Raw genomic sequence first — 13,209 nt, 5'->3', positions numbered from 1 at the left:
ATGCCAAAATCACGCTTAAAATATTACAACATTGTCAATTGTCAACTATTTTGCGTTCATTAACAATGAAGTGGGTATTTTATGAATATAATCATCTTATGCAAGGGGGCTTTAATATGAATCTCACACTGATTTTTCACGCAATTGAAACAGAATTACAACTACAAATACATTTAGTCAGTGGAGAGACATATGTTGGTTTTTGTCAGGAGAGCGACTCTTCAGGTTACTTCACAATAAGAACTAAGAGTGGTTTATTTTCTTTTCCTTCTTGGGCGATCAAACGAATTAAAGAAGTGTGATATCGTAGGTTATTTAATGCATGCTCTAAATTCAAATCACTCCCAAACAAAATGGGATCCAGCAAGTTTAATAGATCCGGTGTATCCCCCTCTACAATCCCACCATAATCCATAAGATGACCTATTGGATCTGGTTCCAAACGAAACCAATCCAAGTATGAGTATCCATAGAGTTGCTGGATTCCCCACAATAAAGTATGTCTCTCTGTATTGAAAATCTTTATTGTTCATCAGTACAAAAACTCCTTGTTCTCCGAACTATCTATTTCTTCGCAACCAATCGTTTTTCTGCTTTAAAGTCCTTCTTAATAACTTTATTGTTGTTCATGTAATTATCCCACGAATCATACTTACAATTAGGTGAAAAGTTATGACTAATCACATCGATGTAAATACGATACTAAGTAAACACTTCCCGCTTCTGGCACATTTTTATTGTAAAGACACTTCTTGCATTGTAGCTGTGGCTCTTGAAGAAGAACGTGGACAAAATTGAGATTAACTCCTGACTGTCCTTGGTGGAGGGGAAGTATCCGATCTTTTTACAACTCCATAACAACTATCCTCCTAATTCTATAATAACTTGGTGTTAAGATGTATAAAGATTCATCATCTTAGATCCCAATGGAGGTAATCCGATTGAACAAGAAAAAGCGGTTCGCTACATTAGTTGTTATCCTGTTTTCAGCTGGTGTGCTTGCAGCCAGTGCTCTGATCGTCCCCAGCCTGATGAATTCCGTAGTTTTCGCCAAGAACAGTTCGTCAATTCAGGGCAGTAACCGGCTGGCTTTGAGCGAAAGCACGATACCCGTGCTAAAGGTGGAGGCGCCGGCGCCGGTGTCCACCATACAACAAGACCTGTATCAACAGATGACAGCGGCGCAAATCCAGCAAATCTATGACTTTATAGACAAGGCAGAAGATCCCCATATTTCAGGTCGGGAACAAACCGAATCCGAAATCAACCGCAGACAAGTGTTGGACGATAAGTATGTGTATGACGGCCTCCGCCCCAAGCAGCAGCTGCCGTTAAAGGCTGGACAAGCAGATATGTATCTAGATTTAGAAACCAATACGTACACCTACCCGGAGAGGAGTATGACTGATGAGGAACTGTTACAGCTGATTGACTGGTACTACCGGGTGAATTACTTCGTGTCCAAACGAAATCCGACTGTGCCTCAGCTTCAGCCTCAGAAAATCAGCCAGGTTGAAGCTGAGGCACTGGCCTCTGACAGTGTGCGCAAGCTGTTCGATGCCGACGTGTCCAAGCTAAAAACATCGGGAATGCTGATTGAGCTGGGACTAAACAAACGTCCAACCTGGACAGTTCATTTTGCTCCTTACAAGAATCTTACCCTGCTCGGATCAGGCGAGGTATTCTGGGAATATGATGTGTTGATTAATGCAACAACCGGTGCCGTAGAGGATACGACAGCCATTAATTTGGCACTGAAGAGAACTCCCATCGACGACGACGCAGCCGGCACCATCCAGAAGGATGCCAGTTGGATTCATAAAGCCGTGCAGGTCATCACGGACAAACAGGGAGAAACAAGAACCATTGTCAAAGCTTATCTAACCGACACCGAGTTTAACAACAAACGCGGAATGGTGGATGTTAAACTGTTGTTGGAAGATGGAAGTAGCTATATCGCGGAGTTCCGCTATCCCGATCAGACCCTTCGTTGCCTAATCTATGAAGCTTCTGACAAAGCCAATTAAGCGGAAACGTTACAGAAATACAGCAGTCGGGGCACCGCCGCCACACTGACTTTTTCAAGACCAGTTATTAATGTAATTGTGAGTATTGCGCGAACATCAGATGGTTCTGGTTCAGGTTGATCTGCCTTCTGAGGGGTAGCTGATGCTTCGTTTGAAACTTAACTTTCCATTATTATTCAATGTAGTAACTACATAAAAATTGGTCTTACCGTTAGAAACTGATATATCTAAAAACCTATCTTATTACCAAGAAGCACAGTAGATGAAATATACAACATTAAAGGTTCTGTCTCTAAGAGCAGTATCTGTCGATATGGTGCAGAGGTTACATTTAAAGATGAGATCGGATATCCATATGAGTATGGTGTCTGTAAAACAACCTTTCTGTGATGCTTTAAAGTAATTAATATTTATAACTGTCAAATCATTTCATGTGTAGGTATGACTATTGTGCTACACTTCATTCGTATGTTCGAAGGTTCCACCATTTGTAAAATCTAGTGGCCCAAGCATTTCCTACTGTGCATCAAATCTCAGTCGAATGAATAGTACTCAGCAGCCTGATTCTTGTAAATATTAACATTTGATTATAAAATCAAACAAAGGCGGTGTTAACAATGAGATTAGTACTATTCATGTTGGCTGGAGTAGGCGCGATTTTCTATCTCTCATTAGGAATCATCATTGTAAAGGTAATCCTTACAAGAAAATTACCAAATAATAATTACACTCCATTTGACTACATCACGGCCCAATCTCCTGTTGAGTTTCACGATGAGAAAAAAGAGATAGAAGAAAATGCGGACCATGGTGATGATAAGGATAAAAACATCATTTCGTTATCAAAACGACGACCTTCTCTTCCCTGATGCGCAATAGGCTGCTACTTCGTCATAACCTTTGGAGGGATACTCCTACTCCTTTAATGATCTGTATCTTCGTACTGTGACATAAAAAAACTCTTACGTTATAATAGTGTTGAATTAAATATTGAAGGGACTGAACTATGCGCAGATATCGATATCTTAACCCCAAAACAAATAGATAATGGAGGTAATATATTGATTACAGAAATACAAACCAAAAGACTAAAATTAAGAAAAATGAAATTATCTGACTCTGCTAGTTTGTTTAACATTTGGTCTGATCCTGAGGTTACAAAGTTTATGAATATCAATAGTTTCACTGAGGAAAGCCAAGCAGTAGAAATGATTAAAATTCTTAATAACCTGTCTTTGAAAAGCAAAGCTATTCGTTATTCCATAATCGAGTTAGAATCAAATCGCATAATTGGTTCCTGCGGTTATAATTCTATAGATTCTTCAAACGTTAAAGCAGAGATTGGATACGATATTAGTAAAGATTATTGGGGCAAGGGATATGCTCCTGAGGCCATTCAATCTCTGATGGATTATGCGTTCAACACTTTAAATTTCAACAGGATAGAAGCAAAAGTCGAACCCGAAAACAATAATTCCATAAGAGTTTTGCAAAAGTTAAACTATACATTCGAAGGAACAATGAGAAAGTGCGAAAAGTCCAAAGGAAAGTTTATTGATTTAAGCATTTTCTCAAAATTAGTAACAGAGTAACTTTTAATGGGTGGGCCTACATTTTTATGGTGTAGGCTTTTTATTTACTATATTTTCACGTTGCTCAACTAAATGAATAGTTTGCGTCTACTTCGTCATAGCCTTTGGGAGAGGAGGGATACTCCTACTCGTTTAATGATCTGTATCTTCGTACTGTGTATTAAGTAGAGCAACTGTTGTCACATCTTCCAAACGTAGAAGGCTAGACAGACTCTCCTAGCCTCAGCCGATTCCGGATCGAGCTTAACCGCCTTCTGCCAGCAGCTCTGGGCTTCTGTTTACAGATATTCAAATTAGGTATTTATTGATAATATTTATTCCTTAAGGAGGTGGACGCACTGTTAATGATCTTTGATAAGTTATTTAATATTTCCAAGGTTGCTGCATATGCAACAATTGCGATGTACACATTCTTCCAGTTTGTACTCACAAAACATAATACGGTAAATGATTTAATCAATAGCAACCTTTTAGTTTATGTCGTAGCTGCTGCTATTCTTGAAGCATTACATAATCTATATGACTTTTTATGTGGTCATCTAGAGCGGTAATTCTACTACTACCAAACCTCACCAGCCCAACGTTCCGTTTCCGTTACTTCAATACCTCGACGAAAATAACTCGGAAATACGGGAGCGCGACCGCATGGGTCGCGGGCTCTCCCAAACTGACGATATGTTCGCTAGACAGTTGATTTCCACCGATCGCCTCACTTTCTTTTAATAAACTTTGGCCATACGCAGTACGTGTCAGTGCCATCGGGCCAAAGCTTACCCAGGCACACATCATGGCGCAATAATGGATAGATTTACTTTATTGGTCCCTATTAATCATCTATTTTTTATATGGAGCACTTAATTGACCATCTATTGATTACATTGTATAATACAGGTATATTATGTAAAATAAAGGCAGGTGAGGCTGTTGGATGGAAATATCGATTTAGATTTAGATATAAATCTTCTAGATCTTGATCCAGCCGTAAAAGTTCTTAAAATGATATATTCTTTTGAAAGCTGGCCCAATCTTCTAAAACTAGCAGATACCTTTTTCAACCGAATAACTCAAATTTATAATAATTACACACATAATAATGAACTGGAACTAAAACACCAACGACCTTTAATTTATTATTATGGATACAGCTTGCTTATGTTGGGACTAGCCCACAAAGAAATTGAAAATTATGATAAAGCTCGAACTTACATTAAAGCTTATAGCGATTTGAGTTGGTTCAAGGGATTAGATGCTGAAGGATTAAATGAGGTAGCCTATTATAAGTACATATCAGAACCAAATCTTTTAGAAGTAGAAGTGCTTTCTGGAAATATTCAATTCATAGATCGCTATGTTTCGTTCCTTTTATCCAACTCTAAAGAAGTTCTACCAGGACTAATAACTTTGTTAAAGGCAGCTACTAATTTTGATTTAAACATTGAATCTCATTTAGCTCTTTTCTCTAATAGAATTTCAAAATTTGAGGATACCGCTGCTGATGAAATTATAATAAATTCCTACCAAGAAACTTTTTTTATTAATATGATCAGATATAAAACAAAAATTCAAGATTATAATACAGCTATCAAATATAGCATGAAATTATTAGATTCTGCAGAGGTCACAAACTCTGATAAAATCTTTAAACAAGCAGTAGTATACTTCGAATCATTACGTTCATGTGCTGATGCTACTCAGATTAAAGATTTTGAAGAGAAAATAATAAATTTCAAAGAAAGGGTTGAGTCTCTGTGAAAAAATTTGCCGTCTCTTTATTGTTGGTCCTCACTATCGTCAGCATTGCGCCAGCACTGCCAAGTACCTCACCAGTGGTCTTATTCCACGGAGCAGAACATTAATATCAGAAGTACAGCGCGGGTTAGGAGATTGCTCCTAACCTGTTTTTTATTAAGTGAATTATGTAGTTATTGCAATAACATCCTCCATCTTGAACCAATCCCACTCATCCTCCGACCAGCGGAGTTTAATTCCCTGTTGTTTATCCAGTTTCATCACGATACCTCGTTTTAATATATTCTCCATGGGATCAAACAGAGTGAGTGTAATCGGGCTGTGCTCTTCCATAGAACGATATAACAATTTTTCAAAGCGCTCTATCTCCTGTAGATCTAGAGTGGGTTTTTCACGACGTTCCTGCTCATTATTGTCATCTATAATCCGGTTTTTATGTTCGGGCAATATCATTCTGCTACACTCCCATACGTTCTCTAATTTTTTCATCATGAAGTTGCCCTCCTAATAATCCGTCCAGTAATTCGTTTTACTACCATCTATCCCCCACTGGAGCTCTTGTGGCTCTGACTTTTTCTTTTTAAACCTAGGGTCAATCCTTTCCCAGCCTTCAATAATTCGGGCGCTCTCTGGTGGAGTGTGCGGGGTCCATTCTATATATTTTTCGTTAACTAATTCCCTAAGCCCACTAATGATCTTACTTGGTGTCCGTCCACTCTTGATTTCTAACTCCTGTAAAGTTGGCATATGAGCATGATGCACGGCAGAGTGGCGCATGATCATTAGTAGCTTTCGGGCGGTGTCACTAAGCATGTCGCTTCATTTGCACAGGCTGCCAAGCAAGAATATTAGCCTCCAGAAATACGCGCGGAGCTCCGGTTGATAAGCAAGTTGCGCGAATATATTCTCCACGAATCCCTTTCACTTCAATTTTACGTTGAGATATCTTACCTGATTTATCTTGGTACACTATTTCAATGGTTTGACCGATTCTTATTTGCATAATTACTCACCTTCCAAGGATAAGAACATTTGTTTGTATTATAACCAAACGTACGTTCGTTAATCAATGTAAAAATATCCCGCCAGGCATGAATTATTACATACAAAGTCATCGCTCAGGTTTATAATTTGTTTTATAAGCATTTATTGCATTTCCGCAAACAAACTAAGGAGTATGAGTGTTTTTTATATGTTATAGGGGGAAACGAATATTAGGACCGATGACTGAGGTTGAAGCTATGCGTGAATGGTTTACTCTCTCCGGTACAGTGAAGGAGATTTATATTATTGAGGTAGATGAGAACGATAAGGTAAGACGCCAGATCGGACCCACAAAGAAGAAAAAGAAATAAATATAAAGGAAAATAACGTAAAAAAGCCCCACCGACCCATTAAGGTTGACGAGGTTGTTTTTAATTTTCAAAAAGGAAACTGAGTAAGCGAGACTATTAACAGTACAATCCCAACAATCGAGGATAGCACAGCCATTTTATCTTTAGTTTTCAAATACAATGCCGCTCCATTAAATATTAAAGCTCCGCACATCCCCAGCATAGTCCAAGAGATTATCACTTGATCCTGACCGCGGAAAAATGTGATTCCCAGAATGATTGTTGCTGCACTGAATAAAATACCGCACACCCTTAGTACTTTCAGCAAAATGCTCACCTCCGACAAATAAAACACGCTAATCTAATATATTGGTTCCGCCATAAATTATAATTCATAGATTACTATTCCTATATCTGGTAGAATTAATTAGCAATTATTAGCAGATTTAGGGGGATATAAAATTGAACAAAAAAGCTTTTTTATGTATCGTGGCAACTATTGTAATCCTTTCAGGATGTGGTAGTTCCACAACAAATTCAGAGAAAAAAAATACAACGTCTACAGGAGTTATACCGTCCGAAGCAACAGCCAGCCCTTCAGAGCCCACTCCTGAGCCAAAAAAGAAACTTACAGCTTCCGAGAAACTGGCTCTCAACTATGTGGAGATTTTCCTCAATGGTTCAGATATCGAAGCGAAAAAGAAATTCGTATCCGAAAATATACTTCCAGATGTACAACCCATTTTCCAAATGGCTGAATCTACTGAGACACCCGAGAATAATAAACTTAAGAATCCTACAGTAATTGAAACAGCTGATTATAAGGACAAAGATGGCGGAAAAGATAAACTCGTGCTTATCCAAGGTGAGAAGTCTTCCTCCAATAGCGAACTTATCATTTTTATTAAAGATGACAAAGTTGGTTGGGGGTATTCGTCTAATGACAAAGATAAGGATGCATTTAACGAAGTGAGGAAACTTTTCAAGGAACCTGTAATTAATACTTCAGATTCAGGTAATGCAGGTACAACTGAACAGTCTCCTGAAGCGATGCTTAAAGAAATCAGTAATTTTGTCGTTTCAGATATTTGGAATGATGGATTTGTTGATATCAGCTGGTATGCAGGTTCAGGAACTGGCTCTACGGGTGAAACAATAGATATAGATTTTACAATCGAGCAATTAGGAAAAGCTATGATTCAAAAAATGGAATACGATAGTTATATCAGCAACCTTGATGCAAAATATGATTCAATTAAAAGCATCTGGGCTAAGCTCACGGGTGAGATGGATCGTATGTACAAACAAATCCAAGATACGCCTCCTATTGCAAATGATGCAACCACCAAAATAGATACAGGATTATTCACCCAGTACTTGGAAGCCTTTACTGACGAGGTTAACAAATTACCTAATACTTAGATTAAAAAATAACGTCCCTGCCGGCCGCCACGGTTAGCAGGGATTTTGTTCGGCTTTAATGGCTTGCCGCTCAAAATAGTAATCCACCAGAGCATAGATGAAACCAGCAATACCGAAAAAAATAATAGCTGTACTACTATTCAAATGGTATTCCCGTATAAAGCGTTCATCGTACACCTCGTAAAAGAAACCATATCCCGCAATACCACTCAATAAGAATATCATTATGCGGTTTACTAAAGGATTAACTATCTTTCGAATAACCCATGATAAAGGAAGCAGTATAACCGGGTAAAGAAGAACTGAAAAGAGGAACACCAGAAAAATAAAAGCAAACCCAATGTTTTGAAAACCGTAATATTCTGTTGTACTTATTTTAGTTCCTTCCCAAAGCTCCAATCCAAAGGCTGCCAGGGTGAATAAAATCGTCGAAATAAACCATAACATTATAGGCTTAACTGCACGCAAAACAATCCCACCATCTTTATGCTTTTTATACTTACAGCCGATTTTTCAAATCATCATTTCGCACTTGGTTTTATTGAGGTTAAGAATGGCTTTTGCCCTATTCTACTATTATATGAAATAAAGTACTCCTCATTTACATCTATTAACTTATATATTCCTTTTGGGATTGTGACTGTATTTTGATCACCGCTCATATTTTGTATTACTATTTCTCTTTTATTTACTGACACTACATTAACAACAGCTGAAGTCCCTGCCATCAAAAAGTACCATATAATAAACAAAAAAATGATCATGGGAAGTAGTGAGAATACTTTACGATAGTTCATATCTATTACCTTACACCTCTATTCATCGCCTTAATTATTTCACTTTGGATATTATATCATTAATTCCCATATATTATAGTTATGATTTCCCTTTGGAAGGGTTAATTGTCTTGTAATATGGGTAATCCATCTTCTTTTGCACTTCTCGAACTACATTTTCATTAGTAAGCGATTCTATGAAATATAAACCCAGATCAATCGAAGCTGCTACTCCTCCCCCAGTAAAAACATTTCCATCCCTTACGAACCGTTCCTTAACTACTTCGGAACAATAAGGTGCTAATAGTTCATATGCAGAAGGATTGGTAGTCGCCTTCTTCTGATTTAAGAAACCGGCAGCTCCCAAAATCAAAGCTCCTGTACACACTGACACCTTGTATTCAACCTCTCGGGCAGTCTGAATCCATGTTATAAAATTAGTATCGAATCTAAGTTGTCGAGTCGAAAACCCTCCAGGGATAAATATCAAATCATAGGCTGACAGATCAGGGGAAACCTGGTTTATTTTCAACGTCAATCCTCGATCATCCGTGACTTCTTCCTTGTTGGAACAAAAATCCCACGATACATTTTCTATCGCCTTTAGAACTCCCATCCGGGTAACCGCATCGTAAAAACCAACAAAATCTAACGTGGTCATCCCATCAAATAGAATATAAGCCATCCTCATCATTTTCATTCTACACACTCCTTCGATACTTTTCGGCGAAATTCATTGGGGGTGATCCCGTATTCATTTTTAAAAACACGATAGAAAGAACGCAAACTGTTGAATCCGGAATCAAACGCGATATCCGTGACCGGATGGGTAGTGGATAACAGCAGCATATGAGCAAAGGCTACCCGTTGGCCATTGATGTAATCACGAAATGAAATGTGAAACTGCTCAGAAAAGATTCGGGAAATGATAAATTTACTAATGCCAAGCTCTCTTGAAAGCGTATTCAGATTTATGTGATCTAAAAAATGCATGTCGATGTAAGCTAGGATTTTGGGGACGAGATCCATTTCTTTTTTGTAGTCTACTTTTTTCATTAGCAGTAACGGCAGCGCGTGCCCTAATACTACAGAGGTATAAGCCTTGAGCAGACGAACATCACATTGTTCTTTATATAGTTTATACAAGGTTGCCAACAGATCTTGAAGCACCTTTTGTTTCGAAACTATAGGGTTATCCGGAACATGATTAAGCAAATCCCCCGCAAAATCCCCCGGAAAAGTGGCGTCAAAAAAGAACAGCAGGATCTGGCTTTTCTCTAGGGTTTTGTAGCTGTGAGGTTGATTGGAGAAAATAATCGCTATGTCTCCTTCAGACAAATCATACTCTTTTCCATTGATGTTGATATTGATTTTGCCGGACAAAACCATTGTTATCTCTACATTTTTGTGTAGATGAAGAGGATAAGTGTTATTGGTAGAAATAAAGGAGTGAAACGCCTGGTCACGATGCTGATATTTAATATTCATGTTTTTCTCCCTATCGTCATGGAATGCCAAGCACTATAGCTGCTGTAATACTAAGAACATAATATGAATTTGTTCGTTTACGCAAGAACCAAAGAGCAATAGTTGGCACAAAAAAAGATTTTTTTGGCAGGTAAATACGCCCTAAAAGTTTTAAAGTATTACCAGTAAGCTGCTTGTCGCAGACCAGTAACATTTCACTGAGAGGAGGAAGTATAACAGGAACAGCATTCAGCGATAAGACTGTATCCATGTTATACGTCAAAAAGATGAAATGGAAGAGTAAAAAATCAGGTAAGGTTATAGGTGTCTTATTGAGTTTTTCGGTAGCGTTTTCATTTTTAGGAGGTCACACACTTGCAGCTTCAGGGCAGGCAGACGGAGACAAAAGTTTTGCGGGTGCCTCTATTCTTGCTTTTCCTGGCGCGGAAGGTGGCGGCGCCTATACAAGCGGTGGTCGAGGGGGCGATGTATACATCGTAACTACCCTTGAAGATTACGCTGTAAAAGACAAACCGATTGCAGGGTCCCTTCGCTATGGAATTTTATCTACGCCTAAAGAGGGTCGTACCATTGTTTTTCATGTTTCCGGAACGATTGAACTGAAGAGCACGTTAAGTCTCAATAATATTAAAAACCTGACCATCGCTGGGCAAACCGCTCCAGGCAACGGAATTACCATTGCAGGTTGGGATACCAATATCAGCAATTCAGAGAATATCATTATTCGGTACACCGCTTTCCGTCCGGGTGCCACTAATGTGTATAATGGCAGTGATTCAATGGATGCGCTTTGGGGGAGAGACAACAACTACTTCCTCATTGACCATTGTTCCTTCAGTTGGAACACAGATGAAACTCTATCTTTATATAGAGGCGAAAATGGCACGATCCAGTGGTCCATTATTTCCGAAAGTCTGACTCTATCCGGGCATTCCAAAGGAAGACATGGCTACGGCGGTATTTCAGGCGGAGACAAAACAACATTCCATCACAATCTGTATGCGAACCATACCTCGCGAAATCCAAGACTAGGCGGCGGTTACGCAGGTGCTGCAGATGCTGATCATGTGGCGGTTGTTCAGTTCTCGAACAATGTAATTTACAATTGGGGCTTTAACGGCACTTATGGCGGAGGGTTTACTTTTACTAACTTTATGAACAATATCGAAATTGCCGGCCCAGGTACAAGAGATAATGTAACTAACCGAGTGATTGATGCCGGTGAAGCTACCAAGCTGGGCGGTTTCTATATTGCTGGAAACAGAATTAACGGTAAGCTCACAGGCTTACTGAATGATTCTTCAGATTATGTGAAATTTTCTGGCGTACAGAGTGGTGAGCAAAAGACGACCCTTGCAGCCACACCATATCTTTCCGCGGACAGTACTGGAGTTAACCATGGTATTACCAATAAAGCATTTGATAATTATGTTAAGTCCGGCGTAAAGCAAGCGAATGAATCACTATTAAAAAGCATTCTGCAACAAGCGGGCGCTACCTATCCACGTCGCGATGCTATCGATGCAAGAATTGTGGCAGAAGTCGAGCAGAACTCGGGAAGATATATCAACACTGAACATGAAGTCGGGGGTTACATTTCAGACTTTGGCGTCATTGAGGCACAATATGATAAGCAATTTGACACTAATAAAAACGGAATAGACGACAAGTGGGAAAAGAAAAATAAAATCTGGGGCAGCAAGGATGCATACAAAACGGTTACTAAAAATGGTTACACCTGGCTTGAGCTTTATATTAACGGCCTAGTTGATATGAAACACGTCGCCGAAAACCCTGATGCTAAGCTTTTAGCGCCAGAAAACAATGCACAATTTGTTACCGGGAAAGAGGTCGAAGTTAAAATCAATGCTTCCCCTAGATCCGGAAACAAAATAAAAAAAGTTGCTGTATATAATGGTTCTAAATATCTTGGGGAAGCAGTCAAAAAAGGCAACACATACACATATACCCTCAAGAATTTAACGGATGCTTCATACTATATTTCTGCAAGAGTGACCGATACCCAAGGAAATGAGACGCAGACCACAGCCACTAACATCCATATCAATGCTGCTACCTCTTCCCTGGCTGGAAAGGGTTGGACTACAGCAGATATCGGTGATCCGAACATTAAGGGTTCCGGAAGTATGACAAATGATGTGCTTACCGTTAAAGGCAACGGAAAGCTTGGAAAAAGTGAAGGTGGCACAGAACGATCCGAAGCAAACAATGCAACCAAAGATGACTTCCACTTCGTGTATAAAGAAATGAACGGAGATATGGAATTTACCGCGAAGCTCGAAGAAATCGGGGCCGTTGACAACCATGCCTTCACCGGGCTAATGATCCGCGATGACTTGAATAAAGACAGTGCCGCGGCGGCCCTTGGTATCTCCTATGTGAAGTTGTCCAAAGAGACCAGCTGGTCATCTTATCTGACGGGCAGAAACATTAAGGGCGGAGGATTTGATGAATTAACTGAAACTTTAGACAGCGTATCTGCTGCTGAAAAAGCTGGCATTCAACTTCTTTCAGATATTCCATTTAAAATTAATGGTGTGGAGCAAGGGTATTGGCTCAAGCTTGGCCGTAAGGGAGAGGTTTTCTATGCTTACGGATCAACGGACGGAAAAGACTGGAAGCTAATTGGCGAGCGAACTATTGTTATGGATGGTTCGGTATATGTCGGATTCGCCGTTGACAGCAATGATGTCGCCAATAAGATTGAGCAACTGAACTATGCTAAGTTCTCTAACCTTACTGTGGAGAATACATTCACTCCAATAGGTGACTCAGCGATAAATAAATAGTGTCTGTTCTT

At 39.3% G+C, this 13,209-nt stretch carries 19 protein-coding genes; 9 read left to right on the top strand and 10 right to left on the bottom strand.

Annotated features, from left to right (window positions below):
* Positions 1 to 226: 226 nt before the first annotated feature.
* Positions 227 to 457 carry a hypothetical protein gene (locus NSQ66_RS11970; protein ID WP_141118530.1) on the bottom strand — a complete coding sequence of 77 codons (231 nt, stop codon included), beginning with the start codon at positions 455 to 457 and terminating at the stop codon, positions 227 to 229.
* Positions 458 to 672: 215 nt separating this feature from the next.
* On the opposite strand from NSQ66_RS11970, the gene NSQ66_RS11965 reads away from it, so the two are divergent.
* The 6 genes from NSQ66_RS11965 (at position 673) to NSQ66_RS11940 (ending at position 5,371) form a co-directional block, all read left to right on the top strand.
* A complete protein-coding gene (locus tag NSQ66_RS11965; protein ID WP_256717054.1) occupies positions 673 to 798 on the top strand; it encodes a hypothetical protein in 126 nt (41 codons plus the stop codon).
* Between the two features lie 143 nt (positions 799 to 941).
* Entirely contained in the window at positions 942 to 2,027 is a 1,086-nt protein-coding gene (locus NSQ66_RS11960) for a hypothetical protein (RefSeq protein WP_326046717.1), read from the top strand.
* A gap of 617 nt (positions 2,028 to 2,644) precedes the next feature.
* A complete protein-coding gene (locus NSQ66_RS11955) occupies positions 2,645 to 2,896 on the top strand; it encodes a DUF3951 domain-containing protein (RefSeq protein ID WP_036686019.1) in 252 nt (83 codons plus the stop codon).
* A gap of 192 nt (positions 2,897 to 3,088) precedes the next feature.
* Positions 3,089 to 3,619 (top strand): GNAT family protein, encoded by a 531-nt coding sequence (locus NSQ66_RS11950; RefSeq protein WP_076141722.1) that lies wholly within the window; start codon positions 3,089 to 3,091, stop codon positions 3,617 to 3,619.
* A gap of 329 nt (positions 3,620 to 3,948) precedes the next feature.
* Entirely contained in the window at positions 3,949 to 4,170 is a 222-nt protein-coding gene (locus NSQ66_RS11945) for a hypothetical protein (protein ID WP_141240305.1), read from the top strand.
* Between the two features lie 373 nt (positions 4,171 to 4,543).
* A complete protein-coding gene (locus NSQ66_RS11940; RefSeq protein ID WP_038570183.1) occupies positions 4,544 to 5,371 on the top strand; it encodes a hypothetical protein in 828 nt (275 codons plus the stop codon).
* A gap of 162 nt (positions 5,372 to 5,533) precedes the next feature.
* Here the strand turns inward: NSQ66_RS11940 and NSQ66_RS11935 are convergent, their stop codons facing one another.
* From NSQ66_RS11935 to NSQ66_RS11925, 3 genes are read right to left on the bottom strand one after another with little or no spacing between them, the layout of a single operon-like run.
* Positions 5,534 to 5,860, bottom strand: a complete 327-nt coding sequence (locus NSQ66_RS11935) for a YolD-like family protein (RefSeq protein ID WP_036686011.1) — start codon at positions 5,858 to 5,860, stop codon at positions 5,534 to 5,536.
* Between the two features lie 12 nt (positions 5,861 to 5,872).
* Entirely contained in the window at positions 5,873 to 6,115 is a 243-nt protein-coding gene (locus NSQ66_RS11930) for a hypothetical protein (protein WP_141118531.1), read from the bottom strand.
* Between the two features lie 58 nt (positions 6,116 to 6,173).
* Entirely contained in the window at positions 6,174 to 6,374 is a 201-nt protein-coding gene (locus NSQ66_RS11925) for a hypothetical protein (RefSeq protein WP_036686009.1), read from the bottom strand.
* Positions 6,375 to 6,591: 217 nt separating this feature from the next.
* Here NSQ66_RS11925 and NSQ66_RS11920 point away from each other — a divergent pair, with 217 nt between their 5' ends.
* Positions 6,592 to 6,723 (top strand): hypothetical protein, encoded by a 132-nt coding sequence (locus NSQ66_RS11920; protein ID WP_256717407.1) that lies wholly within the window; start codon positions 6,592 to 6,594, stop codon positions 6,721 to 6,723.
* A gap of 67 nt (positions 6,724 to 6,790) precedes the next feature.
* Here the strand turns inward: NSQ66_RS11920 and NSQ66_RS11915 are convergent, their stop codons facing one another.
* Positions 6,791 to 7,030 carry a hypothetical protein gene (locus NSQ66_RS11915; RefSeq protein WP_036686008.1) on the bottom strand — a complete coding sequence of 80 codons (240 nt, stop codon included), beginning with the start codon at positions 7,028 to 7,030 and terminating at the stop codon, positions 6,791 to 6,793.
* A 134-nt stretch (positions 7,031 to 7,164) separates the two neighbouring features.
* On the opposite strand from NSQ66_RS11915, the gene NSQ66_RS11910 reads away from it, so the two are divergent.
* Complete coding sequence (locus NSQ66_RS11910) at positions 7,165 to 8,124, top strand: hypothetical protein (RefSeq protein WP_081383512.1); 960 nt, start codon at positions 7,165 to 7,167, stop codon at positions 8,122 to 8,124.
* A 33-nt stretch (positions 8,125 to 8,157) separates the two neighbouring features.
* Here NSQ66_RS11910 and NSQ66_RS11905 read toward each other — a convergent pair whose 3' ends face one another.
* From NSQ66_RS11905 to NSQ66_RS11885, 5 genes are all read right to left on the bottom strand, one after another.
* Positions 8,158 to 8,571 (bottom strand): hypothetical protein, encoded by a 414-nt coding sequence (locus NSQ66_RS11905; RefSeq protein ID WP_076141747.1) that lies wholly within the window; start codon positions 8,569 to 8,571, stop codon positions 8,158 to 8,160.
* 74 nt (positions 8,572 to 8,645) lie between these two features.
* Positions 8,646 to 8,921 (bottom strand): hypothetical protein, encoded by a 276-nt coding sequence (locus NSQ66_RS11900; protein ID WP_076130559.1) that lies wholly within the window; start codon positions 8,919 to 8,921, stop codon positions 8,646 to 8,648.
* A gap of 79 nt (positions 8,922 to 9,000) precedes the next feature.
* On the bottom strand, positions 9,001 to 9,591 hold the full coding sequence (locus NSQ66_RS11895; protein WP_076130576.1) for a DJ-1/PfpI family protein: 591 nt from the start codon (positions 9,589 to 9,591) through the stop codon (positions 9,001 to 9,003).
* A gap of 5 nt (positions 9,592 to 9,596) precedes the next feature.
* Complete coding sequence (locus NSQ66_RS11890; RefSeq protein ID WP_076141723.1) at positions 9,597 to 10,388, bottom strand: AraC family transcriptional regulator; 792 nt, start codon at positions 10,386 to 10,388, stop codon at positions 9,597 to 9,599.
* 16 nt (positions 10,389 to 10,404) lie between these two features.
* Positions 10,405 to 10,638 carry a hypothetical protein gene (locus tag NSQ66_RS11885; protein ID WP_141118532.1) on the bottom strand — a complete coding sequence of 78 codons (234 nt, stop codon included), beginning with the start codon at positions 10,636 to 10,638 and terminating at the stop codon, positions 10,405 to 10,407.
* A 16-nt stretch (positions 10,639 to 10,654) separates the two neighbouring features.
* Here NSQ66_RS11885 and NSQ66_RS11880 point away from each other — a divergent pair, with 16 nt between their 5' ends.
* A complete protein-coding gene (locus NSQ66_RS11880) occupies positions 10,655 to 13,198 on the top strand; it encodes an Ig-like domain-containing protein (protein ID WP_076141748.1) in 2,544 nt (847 codons plus the stop codon).
* The last annotated feature ends 11 nt before the right edge of the window (positions 13,199 to 13,209 follow it).

This window comes from Paenibacillus sp. FSL H3-0329 (assembly GCF_037963285.1).
In the GTDB taxonomy this organism is placed as follows: Bacteria; Bacillota; Bacilli; order Paenibacillales; family Paenibacillaceae; genus Paenibacillus_AQ; species Paenibacillus_AQ odorifer.
This window is presented reverse-complemented; position numbering and strand designations above follow the sequence as displayed.

What these genes read in the sequence shown, in the direction of transcription:
- NSQ66_RS11955 (WP_036686019.1), top strand. Translation starts at nt 2,645, where the DNA reads ATGAGATTAGTACTATTCATGTTGGCTGGAGTAGGCGCGATTTTCTAT.
- NSQ66_RS11935 (WP_036686011.1), bottom strand. Translation starts at nt 5,860, where the DNA reads ATGATGAAAAAATTAGAGAACGTATGGGAGTGTAGCAGAATGATATTG.
- NSQ66_RS11905 (WP_076141747.1), bottom strand. Translation starts at nt 8,571, where the DNA reads ATGTTATGGTTTATTTCGACGATTTTATTCACCCTGGCAGCCTTTGGA.
- NSQ66_RS11895 (WP_076130576.1), bottom strand. Translation starts at nt 9,591, where the DNA reads ATGAGGATGGCTTATATTCTATTTGATGGGATGACCACGTTAGATTTT.
- NSQ66_RS11890 (WP_076141723.1), bottom strand. Translation starts at nt 10,388, where the DNA reads ATGAATATTAAATATCAGCATCGTGACCAGGCGTTTCACTCCTTTATT.
- NSQ66_RS11920 (WP_256717407.1), top strand. Translation starts at nt 6,592, where the DNA reads ATGACTGAGGTTGAAGCTATGCGTGAATGGTTTACTCTCTCCGGTACA.
- NSQ66_RS11965 (WP_256717054.1), top strand. Translation starts at nt 673, where the DNA reads ATGACTAATCACATCGATGTAAATACGATACTAAGTAAACACTTCCCG.
- NSQ66_RS11930 (WP_141118531.1), bottom strand. Translation starts at nt 6,115, where the DNA reads ATGCCAACTTTACAGGAGTTAGAAATCAAGAGTGGACGGACACCAAGT.
- NSQ66_RS11885 (WP_141118532.1), bottom strand. Translation starts at nt 10,638, where the DNA reads ATGGATACAGTCTTATCGCTGAATGCTGTTCCTGTTATACTTCCTCCT.
- NSQ66_RS11880 (WP_076141748.1), top strand. Translation starts at nt 10,655, where the DNA reads ATGAAATGGAAGAGTAAAAAATCAGGTAAGGTTATAGGTGTCTTATTG.
- NSQ66_RS11900 (WP_076130559.1), bottom strand. Translation starts at nt 8,921, where the DNA reads ATGAACTATCGTAAAGTATTCTCACTACTTCCCATGATCATTTTTTTG.